Genomic DNA, 20,183 nt, shown 5'->3' with positions numbered 1-20,183 from the left:
AAAGTCCCGGTCGACGGCGGCAGGCGACCACAGCGGGCCGGCGCTCGTGGCGCCGGCCCGTGCCGGTCGGCGGCCGCGGTTGTGCCGTCTCTGCCTACGAAGCAGGTTCCAGTACGACGACCGGGATCTGGCGAGTGGTCTTCCGCTCGTAGTCGGCGAAGCCTGGATACGCGGCCTTCTGCGCGCTCCAGATCCGTTCCCGCTCGTTGCCGGTGGCAACCCTGGCGACCAACTCGACCTTGCCCGTACCGATCTCCGCCTGGGCCTGCGGGTGCGCGAGCAGGTTGTGGTACCAGTCAGGATTGGTGGGCGCACCGCCCTTGGACGCGAACACGGCGTAGCCGCCGTCCACCCTCTGGTACATCATCGGGTGCACGCGGGGCTGGCCGCTCTTGGCGCCGACAGTGTGCAACAGCAGCAGCGGCGCACCAGCGAACTGACCGCCGACCTGCCCACCGTTAGCGCGAAACTCAGCAATGATCTTGTCGTTCCAGTCGCTCACACCTTCTCCTTGCCTCCGCACTCCGGCTCCGTCGACGCAATTCTGACAGGCTCAACCGGGGCGGGACAGTAGAGTCCTCAGTACCCCTCCGCAGGCTCAACTTCGTGCTGGCGCGACAAGGCTTTCGCCGGACTGTCGTTCAGGCCGAGCTCGGCGGGATAGCTGCCGAAGCTCCTGAGGTTGAACTTGCGTACCGCCGTGGCCCACGGGTTGTGCGTGGCCAGGTGGACCAGGTGCTCGAAGTGGGACAGGTACGTCTCGCCGCGCTGGGCACGCTCGGCGAGGATGTAGGGCTCCAGGACCCGCCAGGCCTGCCGGGAGCGGTAGCTGACCGTACCCATGAGGAGCCGCGGGTCGACCGCCGCGAATGCGAGCATCTGGCCCAGACCGTTGTAGTACAGGGACAGCCGGACCACCTGGTGGCGGGCCTCGGCCGGCAGGTCACTGACGCTGACACCGGGTGGCGGGTGGCGGAGGGTCAGCTCGCTGAGGACGAAGTCCTCAGCGTGCAGGAACTCGACGCTGGATCGGTCTCGGGTCAGCAGTTCGATCGCGACGAGAGTCTGGTTGGCGGTCTGCGCCGAGCGCAGCTGGCGTAGGGCGAAAACGACAGTCACGACAACCGCGATCGCCGAGCCACCCGCCGCGACGACATCCGCCAGGTCAGATATCACAAGCCCCGAGGGTAGTAGGCCGAGGCGAGCGGCCACGTCTCCGCGCTTCGGGCTGGCGGCGACGCCGCTCGCCCTGCTGGCCCCGACGTGGAGTCGGGGCCAGCAGGCCGTCGGTCAACTCGCAGGTGCGGGCATCCGTCGGGGTCAACCCTTGATTCGGTACGCGCGGACGATGGTCTGACGCACCGTGTTGCCGCTCTGGTCCACCGCGTACGCGCGTAGCGTGGCGTAACCAGCGCCGGCTGGGTGGTGCACGTCGGCGAGCCAGCCGGCACCGGTCTCGCGGACCGGTGCGGGCTTCCAGGTCCGGCCGTCGTCGTAGGACACCTCGACGGTCAGCGACCGTACCCGTGCTGGCGTCGCACCGGCCTGCCGCTGCACGGTGACCGGGATGCGAAGCCCTCTGCCGGCCGGTGCCGCGTTGTCGCCGTCGAGCGCGGGTGCGAAGCGCACCGCCATGACCGGCAGGCGGGTGAGCTGCTGCGACTTCTGGGAGCGGAACGTCCACTCGGCCTGCACGCGGGTGGAGAGTTCAGCGTCTCGGGTTGCCGTGACGTTGTATCGGTAGTTCGCCGCCGCTGCGGGCACCTCGTAGTCGAAACCGTCGATCGAGGGCACCAGCTGCCCGTCGCGGAACAGTTGTTGCGTGTAGGACGTGGTGTCGGCGAAGCCGGCGTGCCGGACATCCCGGTCGGAGAAGAGCGGAACGACGGCGAAGATCCGATTCCCCTGTCGGGTGATCCAGTAACCGTCGGGATCGACCGCGAAGTAGGACGGGAGGGCCGGGAAGCCCGGGCCCAGCGGGCCCGCCTGCCATGATTCGGTCTGCCGGCCGGCCGGATAGGCGGTGGGTGCCGACAACTGTCTGACCTCCCCCATCCTGACATCGGCCGACCATCGGGTGTCGTCCGCTCGGGAGTAGTACTCGGTGTGCGTGCCCGGCAGGGAAACAAGGCCGCCGAAGGACAGTGTCTCGGTGTAGTCCGGACGCGAGGCGGTGGCCACCTTCTCACCGATCGTGTCCGACGTGCTCGCCGGATACGTCGCGGTCACCTCCGCCAGGTCCGCGGGCCGCACCTCCTTGCGGATCCCGGACGGCACCCGCCCGGACGGGAACCAGGCCAGGTGGTAGCGGTGCGACCCGGACCCGAACTCCCCGTCCGGACCTGGCTCGGTGAAGAGCGCCTGCAGACGTCCCCGCATCACGTTCCCGGCGAGCGCGGGACCGAGCTGTGCGGCGAACAGCGGTGCCATGCCGTCGAGCGAGAACACCGACGCGCCGGTCAGACCGCCGTCCGGAAGGTGGCGGTAGTACCCGACAACCGCTCCGAAGGGCGTTGCCGCCGGCCGGGGCACGGTTACCGTGTTCGACTTGGCGAGCCGGGCGTCCAGCACGACTGTGGTGTCCGCCGTCAGTTCGAGCTGCGGCTGGGTGAGCAGGGACACGAGGCGATCATCGCCGTGCTCCTCCGAGATGATGCTGGTGAGGTGGTAGTTGCCGGCCCGCAACCGGATGCTGGCTGTCCCGTCCGGCTCGTAGGGATCGACGGTGCCGGAGGCGGAGACACCATCCAGAAAGGTGCCGTAGGTGCCGGTCAGGCTGCCCGTCCGGTCCAGGTGCGTGAGCGTCAGGTCATAGCTCTCCGGTTCCCGGTCGATGGTCACCGGAACCCGCACCGCGCCAGCGGGGCCACTGGCGACCACCCGCCCCTCGTACACCCCGTCCGGGCCCGCGATGGAGGTCCTGGCGGTGATGGTCGCCGACGCCGAACCACCGGCCGCGACAGTGAGCTGCGCCGGTTCGATGCGGGACATGCCCGCCGGCGCGCGGGCGCCGTCCGGTCCGGTCACGGAGAGCGTCAGCGACAGCGTTGCCGCCGTGGCGCCGTCATTGCGGAAGACGACGGTACGGCTGGCCGCCTGGTCGTCCTGGTGGGGCCACTTCGCGATGCCGAGATCGACAGCTGGTGGTTCGGCCCGCAACGTCGAGCCCGACGCCGCCGCCACATCGACGCGTCCCGCGCCCTGCTCGGTCAGCCGCAACGTCGCATCGGGCCTGGCCGTGCCCAGCAGGGTGGCCTTCAGATCCGCCGCCCGAAAGGTCGGGTGCTGTTGGGCGAGCAACGCGGCGGATCCGGCGACGTGTGGCGTCGCCATCGAGGTTCCCGACATCCGCGTGTACGACTCGCCAACCGGGTCGCCCGCCTCGAAGTTGCGCGCCCGGGCGGCGACGATGTCCACGCCCGGTGCGGTGATCTCCGGCTTGATCGCACCACCGGTCAGTCGCGGGCCACGGCTGGAGAATTCGGCGAGTTTGTCGGCACCATCCACCGCGCCCACGGCCAACGCGGAGTCGGCGCTGGCCGGAGAACTGATACTTCGGGCTTGGGGGCCGCTGTTGCCGGCGGCCACGACGAAGAGCGTGCCCGCACGGGCGGTCAGCGTCTCCACCGCCTCCTTCAGCGGGTCCAACTCGGTGGTGTCGGGGCCGCCGAGGCTGAGGTTCACCACCGCCGCACGATTGGCGGCGGCCCATTCCATTCCGGCGAGGATCGCGGAGTCGGGGCACCCACCATCGGTGCAGACCTTGCCGACCAGCAACGTCGCGTCAGGCGCCACGCCTCGGTACCGGCCACCGGAGGCGGCACCCGAACCGGCGATGGTCGAGGCGACATGGGTGCCGTGGCCCAAATGATCATCGGCGTCCGGGTCGTCGGTGAAGTTGCGTACCTGCGCCAGTCGGCCGGCGAAGTCCGGGTGCGTGGCGTCGATGCCCGTGTCGAGCACCGCGACGGTGACGCCCCGGCCGGTTCGGCCCGACTGCCACACCGCTGGTGCACCGATCTGCGGGACACTGCGGTCCAGGCTGACCTGACGCTGCCCGTCCAACCACACCCGTTCCACGCCGGCGCTCGCGGCCTTGCCGGCAACCGGCGCGTCAAGCGATCTCCAGAACTCTCCGGCCCGCTGCTTGGGGACCCGGACCGCCTGAGCACCCAGCCCCGGAAGGTCACGCACCACCGCGTACCCGGAAGCGCGCTGCCGGGCCGCGGTCTGGTCCGTCGCGCGTACCAGCAGTGGCAGCTCCTTCTGCGTGGCGTCGTCGTACCTCGACGCCAGCAACTCGGTGATGTCGAACAGTCGGCGGTCAACTCGACGCGCACCGATCATGGACAGCGCATCGGCCGGAATGACGTAGTCGTGGCCGCCAATCCGGCGCTGTGCGAAAACCATCCGCTCGCGACCGGGACCAGGCTGCACCTCGTAGGTGCCGGACCGAGCTCGAACCCGGTCGCCGGAAACCAGAGTCACCGTACGCAGCGGATCCGCCGCGTCGACTCTGGTGTTCCCGGGGGCCGCCGTACCGGTGGACTCGGCGGCCCCCGCCTGCCCCACACCCGCGACGGCCAGCGCCACACTGAGCGCCGCCGCCCCTATTCCTCGTACTCGTTTCCCCATCGTCACCCAGCGCCCTCCGTGAGGTGTCCGTCCGCCGATAAGTCGAGGTCGGACGGACGGCACGCTGCCTGGATTCGGAGTGAAATCGATCACGTGAAGGAGACGATGCGGACGGGCACAGTGGACACCGTGACCGACCCGGCTGGGAAGGCGCAGCGGGCGCGCGAGGACGGCATCGAGCAGGGTTTTCGTCTCACCGCTGGGCGTCATCCGCGATCGGCCACCCGTTCACCGCAGGTCGGCCATGTCGCGGTGGTCCAGCGCCGGTCGGTCCTGCCCACGATCGCGCGATGAGGCGAGCAGCGCGGCCGCCACGATGATCTGCACTGCCAGGACGAGCGCCTGGGCGGCGGGTGCCTTGACGGTGAGCAGCGCGATGGTGGTGTTCACGCCGAAGTGGACCGCGACCGATGCCGCGACCCCGGCGAGTTCGTAGGCGTAGCCGGTGAGCAGTGCCATCGGGAAGACGCTGAGCGTGAACAACAGGCCGCTCCAGCTGACTAGGCCGAATTCGGACTGAAGTGTCCCGTTGATGAAGAACAGCGGCAGGTGCCACACCGCCCAGGCGGCGCCCAGCAGCAGACCGGCGCTCAGGCGGCTCATCGACGCGCGCAGGCGTGGGTAGGCGGTGCCACGCCAACCGGGCTCCTCGGCCAACGGACCGCCGATGAGCATGCTGATCAGGAACGGTACGGTTCCGCCCGCCGTCGCGATCAACTCGCGCCCTTCGGTCAGGCTCATCGCGGGGCCGCCCAGGAACTCCGCGAGCAGTGCGGCTGCCAGCACGGTCCCCGATGCCAGGGCCAGCATGGGCAGCGCCCAGAACAGCCGTGGCCGCAGCCGAAGTCGCACCGTATGGGCGGGGATCGGTTGACGACGGCGATGGCGCCGTATCCGGACAGCGATCGCGCCGATCGCCGGGCCGAATCCACCGAGAAGGTACGGAACGAGGGTGGGGGACGTCATCGCCGGTCCATCGAGTGTGCTCGCGAAGAGCCAGAAGGCGAAGGTCCACGCGAACGTGACGATCCAGAAGGTGGTGAGGCCGTCGTTTTGGCGAGCAGAGGTTGCGGGGGTCACGCCGTTTCCCTTCGGGGGTTAGGAACAGGGGCTGAGGGCTCTGTGTGGGGGTGAGCCATCGGTTAACCGGCACGAACCGTGTCGGGCGTCTCGGGTAGTCGGTGGGCGAGCCAGCCGGCCACCTGCGCGAGCAGGTCGGGGTCGACCGGCTGGCGGAGCAGCCGCCGGTAGGAGCGCACCGACGGACGGCCGAGGTCGCGACGCAGCACATGGGTGAGGTCGGGGATCCGGTGGACCGTGACGTCGCCGGGCACCAGCCGGCGGATCTCGTCCAGGTCCGCCGGGTCGACCTGGATGTCCTTGTCGCCAGTGATGGCCAGGACGGGAGCCTTGATGTTCGCCAGGTCGGAGCGCGGGTCGTGGTCGAGCAGCTCCCGCAGCCACCGGGCGTTGGTTGGCCTCCCGAGGATGCGCACCACGTCCGTGCTGGTGGTCTTGATTCGGGTGAGTTGCCGGTTGGCCAGGGATCGCAGGATCGGTAGCAGCGGTCGTACGACAGCGGGGAGGTCGCGGGCGATCATTGCGGCCTGCCAGCGCAGGGCGTCCTCCCCCGGGCGGGCGAACCCGGCCAGCAACACCACCGCCGCCACCTCCGGCCGTGCCCCGAGAGACATGGCGTGAATGGCACCCTCGCTGTGCCCGAGCACGCCAACGGCGTCCGCCCGGATGTCGGGTCGCACTGCGAGGGCACGGAGCGCGGCGGCGGCGTCGTGCCGACCGGCGGCGAATCCGGTCGCGTGCCAGTCGCCGCCGGTGGCGCCGACACCGCGCCGGTCGTAACGCAACGTGGCGATCCCGGCGTTCGCCAGGCTCTTGGCCAGTGGTGGTCCAAGCTCCATCCGGAGGCGCGCGGTGTTGGAATCGCGATCCAGTCGCCCGGAGCCGTGCAGGAGCAGAACCGCCGGGTGCGGTCCCGGGCCGACGGGCAGGGTCAGCGTGCCGACCAGGGGAAGTCCGTCGTCTGCGACAGCCGTCATGTCGACAATCCGCATGCGCCACCTCCGATCATTCTCAGTGCTCGCTAACATTATCAACTCTGGGAACATTATCGCATGTGGGAAGATAGGTCCATGGCAACCGCTGACCTTCTCCTGCACCCCGTCCGGATGCGCATCCTGCAAACGCTGTTCGACACCGACCCACTGACCACCACACAGCTGCGCGACCGCCTGCCCGACATCGCCCCAGCGACGATGTACCGGCACATCGCCGTGTTGGCCGAGGCGGGCGTGCTGGAGGTGGTTGACGAGCGGCGAGTACGCGGCACGGTGGAGCGCAGCTACCGGGTACGCCAGGAGCAGGGCACGATCAGCCCCGCCGCCCGGGCCGCGATGACCCGCGACGACCACCGACGCGCCTACACCACGTTCGCGGCGTCACTGCTTGGCGACTTCGACCGCTACCTCGCCCACGAACACGCCGACCCCCACCGCGACGGCGTGGTCTACCGGCAGGCCGCCGTCTGGCTCACCGACGAAGAGTTCGCCACGATGGTCGCCGAGATCGAACACGCCGTCGTCAGTCGGACCGGCAACACCCGCGACGGCCGGACCCGCCGCGTCGTCAGCCTCGTCGTCGTACCGGACACGCCATCGACGCCATCTGGATCGGCCACAGCCACTCGGCCCCCGACCGAGTAACGCAGCAGGAGAGCGCAGCGCTGCGCCCTGGGTCATCAGCCGATCGGATGGTCTAAGACGATGATCGGCTATTTCCATGTGCGACGGGCACCCTGCGACGCCTAGGAAGGAGGCGTGACCAACGAGCGGACCGTTCCCCTGCTGCCGTGCGCATCCATCGACGACATCGAAACCTTCTACGGAGTTCTCGGTTTCCGCACCACGTACAAGCAACGCAAGCCCAACGCGTGTGTGGGGGTGCAGCGGGAAGACCTGCATCTGCAGTTCTTCGAGATCGCCGGATTCGACCCGGAGGAGTCCTATGGCTCCTGCCTCGTACTCACCGCGGACATCGAGGGACTACATCGGGCCTTCGCAGCCGGCATGCGGGCCGCGTACGGCAAGGTACTGGTCTCCGGAACGCCGCGGATGACCCGGCCCCGGGCACGGAAGAACGCCGACGGGGTGGGCGGATTCAGCGTCATCGACCCGGGCGGCAACTGGATACGCGTCTTTCGGGACGCTGCCAACGCACCCATGCCGGCCGCCACGCCTGCCGGGCGACTGGCCAAGGCCCTGGCGAACGCTGTCGTGCAGGCCGATTCCAGGGGAAGCGTCGGACAGGCCGTTCGGATCCTCGACAGCGCATTGGCCCGGCCGCAAGCCGACGACGACCCGGTCGAGCAGGTAGAGGTCCTGGTCTACCGCGCCGAACTCGCGATGGTGCTGCACGATCCAGAGACCGCGTCCGAGATGCTGGCCCGCGCCCAGTCCGTCACGCTCACGGAAGACGAATCCGACAGGGCGGCACCCGCGTTCGACAACGCTGCCGACCTCGCAGCAGCACTGCGATGACTCGCCGGTCGGCGGAGTCCAGGACGTTCCAGCCGCCTGTCGCGGCCAGAGTCGTCAGGGCGGCGGACCGGACGGTGCCCCCCGCCGGGCGCGCGGCCCGCGTAGGGTCCGTATCGATAGGCGTCCGACGATGGACCTGCCACCGAGCCCAGGGTGCTCATTCCGTCAGCCCACGATCCGGAACATCAGCCCGGCCGTACCGCGGAGGAGAATCGGATGGGAGAAATCCGTCAAGTCGTCGTCATCGGCACCGGACTGATGGGGACCTCCGTGGCGCTGGCCCTGCGCAGAGCCGGGATCGGGGTGTGGCTGCGGGACCGCGATCCGGCCGCCCTGGAGCAGGCCGTCCGGCTCGGCGCCGGTCTGGCGTCCGACCCGGGCGCGCCGGTGGACCTCGCCGTCCTGGCCGTGCCGCCGGCGGCCGTCGCGGCGACGCTCCACGAATCCCAGCGAGACCGGATCGCCGAGTTCTACACCGATGTCGCGAGCGTCAAGTCATCGGTGTACGCCGCGGCCGCGGCACGCGGCTGTGACCTGGCGACGTATGTTCCGGGCCACCCGATGGCCGGTGGGGAGAAGACCGGGCCCGCAGCGGCGCGCGCGGATCTGTTCGACGGTCGCACCTGGGCCATCTGCCCCACCGCCGCGGTCCGTCCACGGGCCATCGCGGTGGTGCGCCGGGCCGCCGAGCTCACCGGGGCGGTGCCGTACGAGATCGGCGCCGAGGAGCACGACCGGGCCACCGCCCTGGTGTCACACCTGCCCCACCTGGTTTCCAGTGCCCTCGCGGCACAGCTCACCGCGGCCGACCCGGCGGCGCTGCGGTTGACCGGCGCCGGCGTGCGCGACGTAACCCGGGTCGCGGCCGGTGACGTCCCGCTCTGGGTGGACATCCTCTGCCAGAACGCCGACCGGGTGGCGGAGCGGATCGAGGCCGTCATCGAGGATCTGCAATCGGCGGCGACCGAGCTGCGGGCGCACGCGGCCAATCCCGTCGAGGCACCGGCCGACCGCGTGGCGGCCTTGGCAGCGTTGTTGCGCCGAGGCAACGACGGGCACCGGCGCCTGGTGGCCGGGCAGGTCGCCTGACCAGATGTCCGTGACCGTGGTGATCCAGCGGACGGACCGGGCGCCGCGCGAGGCAGCACGGGCGCTGCTGCTGCGTACGGTGTCGGACCGCACCGGCCGCCCGATCCGCACCATCGAGGTCGCCCACGAGCCGGGTGGGCGGCCGTACCTGACCGGCATCGACCTGCACGTGAGCGTCAGTCACACCCGCGGCGCGGTGGCCGTCGCCCTCAGCACCCGGGCGGCGGTCGGTGTCGACGTCGAGCCGATCCGCCCGCTGCCCGTCGTCGCCCTGGCCCGCCGCTGGCTGCCGCCCGTCGAGGCCGAATGGTTGACGGCTCAGCCGGAGGACCGCCGGGTGGCCGCCTTCTTGCGGCTCTGGACCGTCAAGGAGGCGATCGGCAAGGCGCACGGGCGAGGGCTCGGCGGTGGATCGCTGCTGCGCCGGCCCGTACAACTGCCGGAGGGCGACACGGCTCTTCGCCCCGTGCCGGACTTCCCCGGGACCGTGGTGGCTACGCCGGGCATCGGCGACGGTCTCGTCCTTGCGGTCGCCTGCCACGGCGGCGACCAGGCGCCGGCCGAGGTCACCGTCCGGCACGAGGCGGCGTACGAATCCTCAGCGTAGGGTCACCTCGGCGTCGGCCAGCACCGGTGCGTCCTCGCGTTGCGCGGCGGTGGCGGTGAGGCGGATGCCGGCTGGCTCCGCCCACAGGCGTACCCGGAGGGTCTCGCCCGGATAGAACACGCCGGCGAACCGCGCCGTGTAACCGACTATCCGCGTCACCTCCCCGTCGAGCAGCGTGTCGGCAGCCGCTTTGAGAGCGATGCCGTAGGAGCACAGTCCATGCAGGACCGGTCGGCTGAATCCGGCGGCCGCCGCGGTCGCCGGGTCGGCGTGCAGAGGATTCAGATCGCCGCACAACCGGTAGAGCAGAGCCTGGCTCGTTCTGGTCGGGCACTCCACCACCAGGTCCGGCTCTCGGCCCGGCGGGGGCACCCGGCGGAACGGGCGGCGGACGGCGCCGGGTGCCCGCTCGCCACGCACGATCAGCTCTGACTCGCTGCTCCACAGGGGGCCGGCATCGTCGTCGACGTCCGAGCGCAGTGCGAGAACCGTCGTCCGTCCCGCGTCCCAGACGCCGGTCACCCGGGTGCGCCGGCGTGCCGAGCCGGACCGGGGCAGCGGCCGATGCACCACCAGCCGCTGCGCGCCGTGCAGCACCGCCCCCTGATCGACGTCGATGCCCGGCAGGGACAACCTGCCCGCCTCGAACGGGCTGCCGACCACCGCGGTGCCGAAGCTCGGCAACACCTGCAAGCGGTCCTCGAGCACATAGCGCAGCTCGCTCTCGTCGGCGGCCTGCTCGCCGGCGCCGATGGCCAGGTGGTAGAGCTGCACGTCGCGAGCACTCCAGCTGAGCGTGGCGTCGCGCGCGTCACCGGACAGGGCCAGGTCCGTTTCGATCGTCATCGCGACCTCCCGGTCGTTCTCACCGCCGGCACGACCGGTGTCCTCACGGTCGGCGCGGCCGCAGGAACAGCGCCGAGAGCGCGGCCACCGCCGCACAGATGGCGCAGGCGAGGAAGACGTTCAGAAAGCCGCCCGCCGTCATCCCGTGTCCCGCGGCGAGGATGGCCCCCAGCCCGGCGATGCCGACGGCGCCGCCGACCTGCCGGGCGGCCATCAGCAGACCGGAACCGGCAGCGAAGCGGTGCGGTGGCAGCGAGACCGAGGCGACGACCGACAACCCCGTCAGTGTGGCGCCGATGCCGACGCCGCCGATGAGGCCGGCGGGCAACCACACCGCCAGGAAGGCCGGTGAGTCGCCGAGCAGCAGGTACATGCCGGCCACCGAGGCGGCGAAGACCAGCGCGCCGAGAACGGGGGCGATCCACTGCCGGCCGCTGGGCACCAGCCGGCCGACGGCCAGCGCCGCAACCGCAGCGGTGAAGGCTCCCGGAGTCACCGCCAGACCGGCCTTGATCTCCGAGTACTGCCAGACCACCGTGAGATACAGGATCGCACCCAGCAGGTACGCGTACATGGCGGCGCCGAAGAAGAAGGCCGTCACGTTGGTCGCCGTGAACGTGCGACTGCGCCAGAGGGCGACGTCGAGCGCCGGCGCGGGGTGACGTCTCGCCCGGGCCAGGCTGACGACGGTGAGCGGCAGGGCGATCCCGATGAGCCCCAGGACGCTGGCGCTTCGCCATCCCCAGTCGCTTCCCTGGGTCACGCCGAGCACCACACACCCGGCTCCGCAGGTGATGCCGAGCACGCCGATCGGATCGGGCAACGACTCGCCGGACCGCACGTCGCGGGGCAGACCGAGCAACGCGCCCAGGAGGATCAACAGGCCGAGCGGCAGGTTGATGAGGAAGATGCTCCGCCACCCCCAGGCGTCGACCAGGAGACCGCCGAGGGTGGGGCCCACCGCCGCGGCCACGCTGCCGGCAGCCCCCACCAGACCGATGGAGGTCATCCGCTGTGCGGGCGGCACGAGCGCGAGCACCAGGCTCAGCGCGGCCGGCATCATCCCCGCCGCGGCCGCACCCTGCAGGGCCCGGGCCCCGATGAGCGTCGGGAGGTTGGCGACGGTGGCGCAGAGCGCCGACGCGACGGCGAACAAGCCCACCGAGCCCAGGAACAGCAACCGCCGCCCGACCACGTCGGCGACCCGCCCGGCCGGGGCGAGCAGGGCGGCGAACGGCACGGCGTAGGCGGTCACCACCCAGGTCAGCAGTGCCACCGAGGCATGGGTGAAGCTGCGGTGCAGGTCAGGGAAGGCGATGTTGACCACGGTCGTGTCGAGCACGGCGAGGAAGGTCGCCGCGGACGACAGCAGCAACACCAGGCCGACGCGGGGGGCGGCGCCGGTGTCTCCCGATGCGGACGGGCCGGCGGCGAGCGCCGAGGCGGCTTCCGGCCGGCTCATGACGGCTCCGCACCCCGATGCCCGGGTGTGCCGTGGAGCCGACCGGCCAGCCAGTCGACCGCCTGCCGCACTGCCCGGGCGCCGGCGTCGACGACACCGCCCATGGCGAAGAAGCCGTGCACCATGCCGGGGTAACGGGTCAGCTCGACCGGGACGCCACTGTCGCGCAGCCGGTCCGCGTACTGCTCGCCCTGGTCCCGGAGGGGGTCGTACTCGGCGGTGATGACCAGGGCGGCCGGCAGGCCGGACAGGTCCTGGGCGCGCAGCGGCGAGACGAGCGGGTCGTCGCCGCCGGCCGGATCGGCGAGGTAGTGGGACCAGTACCAGTCCACGGATCGCCGGTTGAAGAACGCGTCGTCGTCGTTCTGCCGCATCGACGGTGTGTCCGACCGGTAGTCGGTGTTTGGATAGACCAGCAACTGGGCGGCGATGGACGGACCGCCGTCGTCGCGCGCGAGGAGGGTGACCGCGGCGGCCAGGTTGCCGCCCGCGCTGTCGCCGCCGACCGCGATCTTGCCCGGGTCGGCCTCCAGTTCGGCGGCGTGGGCGGCGATCCACCGGACTGCCGCGTGGCAGTCGTGGACCGCGGCCGGGTATCGGTGCTCCGGGGCCAGTCGGTAGCCGACGGACACAGTGACACAGCCCACACCGTTGGTGAGCGAACGGCAGATCGCGTCCGAGGTGTCCAGGTTTCCCAGGGTCCAGCCGCCGCCGTAGAAGTACGCGAGCACGGGGAAGGGGCCTGCTCCGGACGGTCGGTAGATCCGGATCGGAAGCGGGCCGCCGGGGCCGGGGATCTCGCGGTCGAGGACGCCCGCCACCGGCTCCGGCGTGCCGGCGCCGGCGCGGATGTCGGCCAGGTCGGCGATCCGCGCCTCCTGCAGGCTCATCTCGTAGAGCGGTGGGCGCCGATCGGTAAGGCGTTGTCGCCGCAGCGCCTCCACCTGCGGGTCCATTGGCATCAAACACTCCCGATATCGGAACATTCGGATGGGCGATTTGCATTTCGCTGGGGGTGGTCCCGGATGCTACACGGGTGCCCCGCTTCCCGAAGGCCCGCTTATAACGCGACTCTCCTAATTGATGGATCGCCCGTCCAGAACTTGACAAGTGGGTGTCCACCGTTGACTCCCGCAGACGGCCGCTGCTACAGTCGATTCAGATTGACCTATGTGATCTTGTGCGGCCGAATGTGGGTGCGCCGCTCGATGCTGCTGCGATCGAGTGCGAGGCGGCGAAGCCCGTTGCATCTATGCAGGTCATCACATTACGGGGAATATATGAATAGCGTTTCACTCTTAGCCGACGGGCCGGTCCCGCCGGACGGCCCATGGGTGGACAACGTCCTCCTGGCCGGACCCGACGACGAGTGCTGCCTGGTCCTCGACCAGCCGATCACCCGGGCAACCCTGCGCAACCTGGTGACGGAACGCCAGACCCACCTGCACGCCGCCGGGCTTCGCGCCGGCGGGACGGTGGCGCTCTGCCTGCCACCTTCGCTAACCGGTATCACGACGATGCTGGCTGCCTGGCGAGCCGGTGCCCAGGTCACGCTCCTCGATCACCGCCTGGCCGCTGCCGAGATCTCCCAGGCGCTGTCCCGGCTCACCCCACAGTTCCTCGTGCGGCCGACGACGCCGGTGGCCGGGGTGTTCCGCGGTTTCTACGAGGTGGAGTCCGACGTCGTCGCGCAGCCCGGCGGGCTGCCGGCTGCCACGCCGCACGTGCTCTACCAGCTCAGCTCCGGCTCGACCGGGCCATCGAAGATCATCGGGCGGACGGCGGCGAGCCTCGTCGCCGAGGTGCGGCGATACGCGCGGCTCGACGACTTCCCCCGCCCCGGGGAGCGGGTCGTGCTGCTCGGTTCCATCGTCCATGTCCTGGGCCTGGTCGGTGGGCTGCTGTACGCGCTCGCCGCCCGGGTCCGTCTGGTGATCCCGGCGCGGGTCAAGGCCGATGCCGTGCTGGCCGCGATCACCGCCGAGGACCTGCCGACCACGGTGATCGGCGTCCCGTTCCACGCCGAGATGCTGGCCAGCGTCCAGAACCCCGGCGCGACGCCCCGGTTCCACCGGATGATCACCGCTGGTGAGCTGGTCCGCGGCGGCCTCCGGGACGCGTTCCGGGAGCGCTACCCGGCAACGCTTCTCGGCAACATGTACGGGATGACAGAGGTCGGGGTGATCGCCACCGATCTGTCCGGACGGCACACCCCCGCCGTTTCGCCGGCGCCCGGCATGGAGGTGAGTGTCGTGGCGGGGCAGGTGCTGGTGCGCACCGAGACGTCGCCGTACGTCGGCCCGGTCGACCCGTCCCGGTGGGTGGACGGCTGGCTGCGCACTCGGGACGCTGGCACGTTCGACGCGGCGACCGGCCTGCTCACCATCAACGGCCGACTGGACTCGCAGGTCTCCATCGGTGGCCTGAAGGTCGATCTGGCCGAGGTGGAGGCCGTGCTGGCCGGCCTGCCCGGGGTCACCAGCGCGATCGTGCTGTACGACAAGATCATCATGGCCTACGTGACAGTCGCCGGCGGCCGGACGGCCGAGGAGATCCAGGCGGACCTCGGCGAGCGTCTGGCCGCTTACAAGCGGCCACGTTCGCTGCGTGTTCTGGGCGATCTTCCCCGCACCGCCACCGGCAAAATTGTCCGGGATCCAGCCGCATTACGCAGCGTGGCACGGGACGCCGCGGTCCGCTGACGAGCTTGGGCAGCGCACGTTCCGAGGTAGCCGAAAGTTCACCAGAATGGCACGCCGAATCAAGCGGTCGCGCCATGCCAATCGAAGGGAATCCGTATGTCTGCCGACGTATTCGCGTTTCTTGTCGACGCGCTCAAGAACATGAACTATGACATCTCATCGGTGACCCGGGAAACGGCGTTGGGTGCCAACGGTCTGGAATTGGAATCCCTGGCGGTCGCCGAGATCTCCATTCAGGTGGAGGACGCCTACGGCGTGCGGTTCGACGAGGACGAGGCCGAGCGACTGGCCATGATGACCGTGGGTGACCTAGCGGATGAGATCACCGCGCGCATGGGGCAGAAATGACCGCTGCCGCGTCTCTGGACCGGCAAGGCGTCATTGAGATCCTCGCCGAATATCACCAGCGCACGGCCGACGAGGAGGACGCCGACGCCATCGACTCGCTCGAGTTGGCCTGGCTGATCCATCAGGTCGAGCAACGGTACGGGGTCGAGCTCGATCTGCCCGACGAAACGTTGCTCCAAATGTCCACTGTGGACGACGCTGCCCGTCTCCTCCGACAGTCGCTGGACGGATCATCGAGATGACCTCAGGGAAGGCGGAAGCGGTCGCGCCGCCCCGGTGCCGTCCGGTGTCGATCACCGGTCTGGACGTCATGACCGCCTGCGGCCGGGGCGTCCCACCGCTGGCGTCGGCTGCCTTCGCCGGGGAGCCGGCGTTCTCGTCGGTGAGCCGGTTCGCCACGGACGGCCGCCGCGCCGGGCACGCCGCCGAGCGGAAGGACGCCGGCTCCCTCTTCGACGAACTGGCCACCGTGACGCAGAACGCGTGCGAGGCCGCCGGGCTGGCGGCCGACGCACGCGCGGAGGTCCCGTTGTTGCTGGCGATGAGCACCGATCCGGCGGTCGCCTGGCCGCCGGGGACGGCCCGGGCGGCGCGTGGCGCCGGGGCGACCGCCGCCGAGCTGGCGCGCCGCTGCGGGCTGGCCGAGGCGACACGCGCGTACACCACCGCCTGCGTCGCGGCGAGTACGGCGGTGATCGACGCCGCCGTCATGATCGGCACGGGACGCGCCGAGCGGGTGCTTGTCGCGGCGGGGTACCTCGTCGACCCGAACCGCTTCGCGCTCTTCGACGCGGGCCGGGCCCTCGCGCTGGACGGCCGGCAGCGGCCGTTCGACGCCGGGCGCGGCGGGATGCTCCTCGGCGACGCGGCGGTGGCCGTCCTGCTCGAGTCGGAGGCGGCCGCCGCCCGGCGCGGCGCGCAGGTGCTGGCCCGGCTCACCGGCTGGGGCAGGTCCGGCGACGCGTACCACGTGACCCAGCCCCGCCCCGACGGCGCCGGACAGGCCCGGGCCATCACCACGGCGCTGCAGCGGGCCGGCCGGACCCCGGCGGACCTCGGCTACGTCAACGCCCACGGCACCGGTACGCCGGCCAGCGACCGTGCCGAGAGCGTCGGCCTGCGCCGGGCGCTGGGTGTCCACGCGGACGTGGTGCCGGTCAGCTCCTCCAAGTCCGTCCACGGCCACACGCTGGAAGCCAGTGCCCTGGTCGAACTGGTCGTGACGACCGAGACGATCCGGCAGGGCCGGCTGCCCGTCAACGCCGGCCTGCTGACGCCGGCGGACGGGTGCCCGGGCGGTCTGGTGGACCAGCCCCGCTCCCGCGAGGTCACCTCGGCGTTGACAGTCAACTTCGCGTTCGGTGGCGCGAACACCGCGCTCCTGGTCGAGGCGGCATGAGCCGGCAGACCTGGACCGCGGCGCACGCGGCTCGCGACATCCCGGCCATGACCACGCTGGCGGTGCTCGGCTCCGGGCACTGGCCGGCCGAACGGGATCACGGGTCGCCCACCCCGCCGCCCGGCTTCATCGGATCCTCCTTCATCGGGCTGGTGGCGGAGCTCGCCCGGCGCTGCCTCGCGGGGCACCACACCGAGAAGCCACTGCCGCCGGCGGAGACCCCGCGGACGGCGGTGATGTTGGTGAGTCCCCGGGGCGACGTCGCGACGGCCGCCGCCGTCGCGCGGGCCGTCGACACCGGCGGGCGGGTGTCTCCGCTGCTCTTCTTCCAGTCGGTGCCGAACTCGGTGGCCGGCTGGGTCGCGGCCCACTGGGGGCTGGACGGGCCGGTCGTCTGCACCAGCCCGGCCGCGGACCCGGTGGCCGATGCGGTCAGGACGGCGGAGCTGCTGCTCGACGATGGCGAGGCGGACCGGGTCCTGTTACTCCTCGTGGACCAGGCCGGCCCGGAACACGAGTCCGACCAGGGTGCCGGCGTGCTGCTCGCGAGGCGTCCGGCCGTGCTGACGAACGCCCCCACGACATCTTCCAGGGAGCCGAGACATGGACGTTAAGAGAATGCGGGCCGAGCTCGCCGCGGATCCGGCGCTGGGCACCGGAAACCTGCTGACCACGCTGATCGCGCGTGGTGAAGGGCTGGACGACCCGGCGCTGACCTTCGACACCCCGGTGGACGACCACCCGTCCTGGCAGCCGATGTCGCTGAACGAGCTGGAGCATCGGGTCACCGCCCGAGCCGCCGAGCTGCACCGGCTGGGCATCCGGCCGCGGGATCCGGTGGCGGTCTACGTCCGCGCCGCGGCCGACCAGGCGCTGACCTTCCTCGCGCTGGCCCGGATCGGCGCCGTTCCGGCCCTGATCAACGGCAACCTCGGCAGTGGTCTCGCCGCCGAGTACATCCGGAAGCGGCTGGCCTCCCCCGTGGTCATCACCGACGCGGGGCACCGGCAAGCACTGCGCGACGAGGGGATCGCCAACCAGTCGATGGTCGATGTCGCGACGCTCGGCGCCGGTGACCCGCGGCTGGCGCCACCGCCGTTCCAGCACCACCCCGACGATCCGGTCGTCATCACCCACTCGTCCGGGACCACCGGTCTGCCCAAGGCGGTGGCCCACTCGCACCACAGCCTCTTCGCGGCCGTCCGGCACCGCCTGACCCTGCCGAAGGCGGCGGCGCTGGACCGGATGCTGGTGATCCTGCCGCCCGGGCACGCGGCCATGGTGATCGCGCTCAGCGTGGCGCTGTGCAATCACGTGGAGCTGGCGTTGTGTTCCCGGCAGAACGGCGCGTACGTCCTCGACGTGATCGAGAAGTGGCGCCCGATCAGCGTGCTCGGCTTCTCGACGACGTGGTCGGATCTGGCCGGCGTCGACCTCGCCACCCGGGACCTCAGCTCGGTGCAGGCCTGGTGGAACACCGGGGACTGCGCGCACGAGCCGCACATCCGTCACCTCGTCGGCGCCGGCCGACGCTACGTGATGACGAGCGAGGGCGTGACCCAGAAGCCTGGTTCGGTCTTCATCGACGGGCTCGGCTCCTCGGAGATGGGTCATTCGCAGTTCTTCATCACGCACACCCCGGACACCGACAAGTACCGGCGTTGCATCGGCCGGCCGCACGTCTACACGGACGCCGTGGTGTACGACGACGACGCCCGCGAGCTACCGGTCGGGCAGGTCGGTCAGCTCGGCATCAAGGCGCCCACCCTCTCGCTCGGCTACTGGAACGACTCGGAGCTGACCTACCGGACCCGTCGCAACGGCTACTTCCTCACCGGTGACCTGGTCTTCCGGAACGAGGAGGGCTACTTCTTCCACGTCGACCGGCTTGTCGACGCGGCCGACATCGGCGACGGGAACTGGGTGTACACCGCCCTCGCCGAGGAGCGCATCCTGGCCTCCTGCCCGGAGGTGCTCGAGTGCACGGTGGTGGCCGTGGGCGAGCCCGGCGAGGTCCGAACGGTGATTCTGCTGACGCTGCGTGACGGCGGCGCGCCGGATCCCGACCTGGTGGCCAAGGTGACCGCGGCGCTCGAACCCGCGGTGGCGGCGACCGTGGCCGGCGTACTGACGGCCGACGACGGCGTGCTGCCGTTCGGGGCCACCGGCAAGGTGCGCAAGGCGTTGCTGCGCGACCGGCTCGTGAGCGGGGAACTGCTCGGCGCGGCCGCGGCGGTGGTGCGGTGACGAGCGCCCGTCCCGTCATCACCGGCATCGGTCTGTTCACCCCGGTGGGGCGTGCCGTCGACACGGTGTGGGATGCCGTCTGCGCCGGCAAGTCCGGCATCCGGCAGGTGCCCGCCGACCATCGGCTCGCCCCGGCCATCGACTACGCCGGCTTCGCGCCGGAGATCAACGCGTCCGAGGTGCTACCCCCCGCCGAGGGCCGGCTCGTCGACCGGTTCGTGCTGATGGCTCTCGCCGCCGCCGCGGACGCGATGGCCGACGCCGGGCTGACCGTCGGCACCGACGTGGATCCCGACCGGGTGGCCGTGGTCGTCAGCAGCGGTGCGGGCGGCCTGGACATCTTCGAGGAGCAGAGCCACGCGTACGCCGCCCGCGGCCGTACCGCGGTGAGCCCGTACATGCTGCCGGGCTTCCTGGGGAACATGGCGGCGGCCCGCATCGCCATCCGGTACGGAGCGCACGGCTTCAGCTCCGCCATGTCGACGGCGTGCTCGGCCGGCGCCCACGCGATAGTGGAGGCGTTCCGCCTGATCGCACACGGAGACGCCGACATGGTGATCTGCGGAGCGTCCGAGGCGCCACTGAACCCGACCGGCTCGCTGAGCTTCCGGCACGCCCGCGCGCTGGCGACGCGGTGGACGGATCCCACCGCCGCGAGCCGTCCCTTCGACGTACGCCGCAATGGTTTCGTGCTCGCCGAGGGTGCGGGCATCCTGGTGGTCGAGCGAGCCAGCGACGTGGATGCCCGGGGCGGGGCCGGGTACGCCGACCTGCTGGGCTGGGGTGTCACGACCGACGCGCACCGGCCGACGACGCCCCTTCCGGACGGCACCTACGCGGCCAAGGCGATGGCGGCGGCCCTGCGTCGCGCCGACCTCCCACCCGGCGAGGTCGACTACGTCAACGCGCACGGAACCAGCACCAAGCTGGGTGACGTGGCCGAGGTGAAGGCGCTGCGCACGGTCTTCGGCGCGGTACCGCCGGCGCTCAGCAGCACCAAGTCGGTGACCGGTCACCTGCTCGGCGGATCAGGTGCGGTGGAGGCCGCGATCACGGCGCTGGCGGTGTCCCGGGGGGTGCTGCCGCCGACGTACAACCTGGACGAGGTCGACCCCGAGTGCGAGGCGGACCACGTACGGAAGCAGCCGCGCACCGGCCGGGTGCGCAACGCGATATCGAACTCCTTCGCCTTCGGCGGCCACAACGTGAGCCTGCTCATGGGTGAGGCCAGCACGCGCCGTCACCGTACTGCGGTGATCGGCGGCTGACCCGCGCCAAACCCGACATCCTGAAG

At 71.0% G+C, this 20,183-nt stretch carries 19 protein-coding genes; 11 read left to right on the top strand and 8 right to left on the bottom strand.

The genetic code is table 11. The annotated features are described in order from the left end of the window. Window positions 1–94: 94 nt before the first annotated feature. The 5 genes from AB0B57_RS04415 to AB0B57_RS04395 all read right to left on the bottom strand — a co-directional run bounded on the left by AB0B57_RS04415 (window position 95) and on the right by AB0B57_RS04395 (window position 6,692). The gene (locus tag AB0B57_RS04415) at window positions 95–502 is read right to left on the bottom strand and encodes a nitroreductase family deazaflavin-dependent oxidoreductase (RefSeq protein WP_357065058.1); all 408 of its coding nucleotides are present in this window, start codon (window positions 500–502) and stop codon (window positions 95–97) included. Between the two features lie 77 nt (window positions 503–579). After that, entirely contained in the window at window positions 580–1,119 is a 540-nt protein-coding gene (locus tag AB0B57_RS04410; protein ID WP_357065057.1) for a hypothetical protein, read from the bottom strand. A 201-nt stretch (window positions 1,120–1,320) separates the two neighbouring features. After that, a complete protein-coding gene (locus AB0B57_RS04405) occupies window positions 1,321–4,410 on the bottom strand; it encodes a S8 family serine peptidase (protein WP_357065056.1) in 3,090 nt (1,029 codons plus the stop codon). Between the two features lie 453 nt (window positions 4,411–4,863). Next, window positions 4,864–5,715: a type II CAAX endopeptidase family protein gene (locus AB0B57_RS04400; RefSeq protein WP_357065054.1), complete on the bottom strand. Its 852-nt coding sequence runs from the start codon at window positions 5,713–5,715 to the stop codon at window positions 4,864–4,866. 62 nt (window positions 5,716–5,777) lie between these two features. Further along, the gene (locus AB0B57_RS04395) at window positions 5,778–6,692 is read right to left on the bottom strand and encodes an alpha/beta fold hydrolase (protein ID WP_357065052.1); all 915 of its coding nucleotides are present in this window, start codon (window positions 6,690–6,692) and stop codon (window positions 5,778–5,780) included. Window positions 6,693–6,785: 93 nt separating this feature from the next. On the opposite strand from AB0B57_RS04395, the gene AB0B57_RS04390 reads away from it, so the two are divergent. The 4 genes from AB0B57_RS04390 to AB0B57_RS04375 all read left to right on the top strand — a co-directional run bounded on the left by AB0B57_RS04390 (window position 6,786) and on the right by AB0B57_RS04375 (window position 9,885). Then, a complete protein-coding gene (locus AB0B57_RS04390) occupies window positions 6,786–7,355 on the top strand; it encodes a helix-turn-helix domain-containing protein (RefSeq protein ID WP_357065051.1) in 570 nt (189 codons plus the stop codon). 114 nt (window positions 7,356–7,469) lie between these two features. Beyond that, window positions 7,470–8,189: a VOC family protein gene (locus AB0B57_RS04385; RefSeq protein ID WP_357065049.1), complete on the top strand. Its 720-nt coding sequence runs from the start codon at window positions 7,470–7,472 to the stop codon at window positions 8,187–8,189. A 216-nt stretch (window positions 8,190–8,405) separates the two neighbouring features. Further along, window positions 8,406–9,278 carry a prephenate dehydrogenase gene (locus AB0B57_RS04380; protein WP_357065047.1) on the top strand — a complete coding sequence of 291 codons (873 nt, stop codon included), beginning with the start codon at window positions 8,406–8,408 and terminating at the stop codon, window positions 9,276–9,278. A 4-nt stretch (window positions 9,279–9,282) separates the two neighbouring features. Next, a complete protein-coding gene (locus AB0B57_RS04375) occupies window positions 9,283–9,885 on the top strand; it encodes a 4'-phosphopantetheinyl transferase superfamily protein (RefSeq protein WP_357065045.1) in 603 nt (200 codons plus the stop codon). On the opposite strand, the gene AB0B57_RS04370 is transcribed toward AB0B57_RS04375, so the two are convergent. The 3 genes from AB0B57_RS04370 to AB0B57_RS04360 are packed head-to-tail and all read right to left on the bottom strand — an operon-like array spanning window position 9,877 to window position 13,155. Next, window positions 9,877–10,731 (bottom strand): MaoC/PaaZ C-terminal domain-containing protein, encoded by an 855-nt coding sequence (locus AB0B57_RS04370; RefSeq protein ID WP_357065043.1) that lies wholly within the window; start codon window positions 10,729–10,731, stop codon window positions 9,877–9,879. The genes AB0B57_RS04375 and AB0B57_RS04370 overlap by 9 nt on opposite strands. Before the next feature lie 43 nt (window positions 10,732–10,774). Beyond that, window positions 10,775–12,193 (bottom strand): MFS transporter, encoded by a 1,419-nt coding sequence (locus tag AB0B57_RS04365; RefSeq protein ID WP_357065041.1) that lies wholly within the window; start codon window positions 12,191–12,193, stop codon window positions 10,775–10,777. Next, complete coding sequence (locus AB0B57_RS04360) at window positions 12,190–13,155, bottom strand: alpha/beta hydrolase (RefSeq protein ID WP_357065039.1); 966 nt, start codon at window positions 13,153–13,155, stop codon at window positions 12,190–12,192. Before AB0B57_RS04360 ends, AB0B57_RS04365 begins: the two co-directional genes overlap by 4 nt. A 318-nt stretch (window positions 13,156–13,473) precedes the next feature. On the opposite strand from AB0B57_RS04360, the gene AB0B57_RS04355 reads away from it, so the two are divergent. From AB0B57_RS04355 to AB0B57_RS04325, 7 genes are all read left to right on the top strand, one after another. Beyond that, window positions 13,474–14,895 carry a class I adenylate-forming enzyme family protein gene (locus AB0B57_RS04355; protein WP_357065037.1) on the top strand — a complete coding sequence of 474 codons (1,422 nt, stop codon included), beginning with the start codon at window positions 13,474–13,476 and terminating at the stop codon, window positions 14,893–14,895. A gap of 96 nt (window positions 14,896–14,991) precedes the next feature. Next, on the top strand, window positions 14,992–15,243 hold the full coding sequence (locus AB0B57_RS04350) for an acyl carrier protein (RefSeq protein WP_357065035.1): 252 nt from the start codon (window positions 14,992–14,994) through the stop codon (window positions 15,241–15,243). Then, on the top strand, window positions 15,240–15,485 hold the full coding sequence (locus tag AB0B57_RS04345; protein ID WP_357065033.1) for an acyl carrier protein: 246 nt from the start codon (window positions 15,240–15,242) through the stop codon (window positions 15,483–15,485). The genes AB0B57_RS04350 and AB0B57_RS04345 overlap by 4 nt, the downstream gene beginning before the upstream one ends. Continuing rightward, entirely contained in the window at window positions 15,482–16,642 is a 1,161-nt protein-coding gene (locus AB0B57_RS04340) for a beta-ketoacyl synthase N-terminal-like domain-containing protein (protein WP_357065031.1), read from the top strand. Before AB0B57_RS04345 ends, AB0B57_RS04340 begins: the two co-directional genes overlap by 4 nt. After that, the gene (locus AB0B57_RS04335) at window positions 16,639–17,256 is read left to right on the top strand and encodes a beta-ketoacyl synthase chain length factor (protein WP_357065029.1); all 618 of its coding nucleotides are present in this window, start codon (window positions 16,639–16,641) and stop codon (window positions 17,254–17,256) included. Before AB0B57_RS04340 ends, AB0B57_RS04335 begins: the two co-directional genes overlap by 4 nt. Next, window positions 17,246–18,889 carry a class I adenylate-forming enzyme family protein gene (locus AB0B57_RS04330; protein ID WP_357065028.1) on the top strand — a complete coding sequence of 548 codons (1,644 nt, stop codon included), beginning with the start codon at window positions 17,246–17,248 and terminating at the stop codon, window positions 18,887–18,889. The genes AB0B57_RS04335 and AB0B57_RS04330 overlap by 11 nt, the downstream gene beginning before the upstream one ends. Then, window positions 18,886–20,157 (top strand): beta-ketoacyl-[acyl-carrier-protein] synthase family protein, encoded by a 1,272-nt coding sequence (locus tag AB0B57_RS04325; RefSeq protein WP_357065026.1) that lies wholly within the window; start codon window positions 18,886–18,888, stop codon window positions 20,155–20,157. Before AB0B57_RS04330 ends, AB0B57_RS04325 begins: the two co-directional genes overlap by 4 nt. The last annotated feature ends 26 nt before the right edge of the window (window positions 20,158–20,183 follow it).

The sequence above is a fragment of the Micromonospora sp. NPDC049101 genome (genome assembly GCF_040648675.1).
GTDB lineage: Bacteria > Actinomycetota > Actinomycetes > Mycobacteriales > Micromonosporaceae > Micromonospora.
The sequence above is the reverse complement of the archived record's forward strand: the minus strand, read 5'-3'. Positions and strand labels throughout refer to the sequence as shown.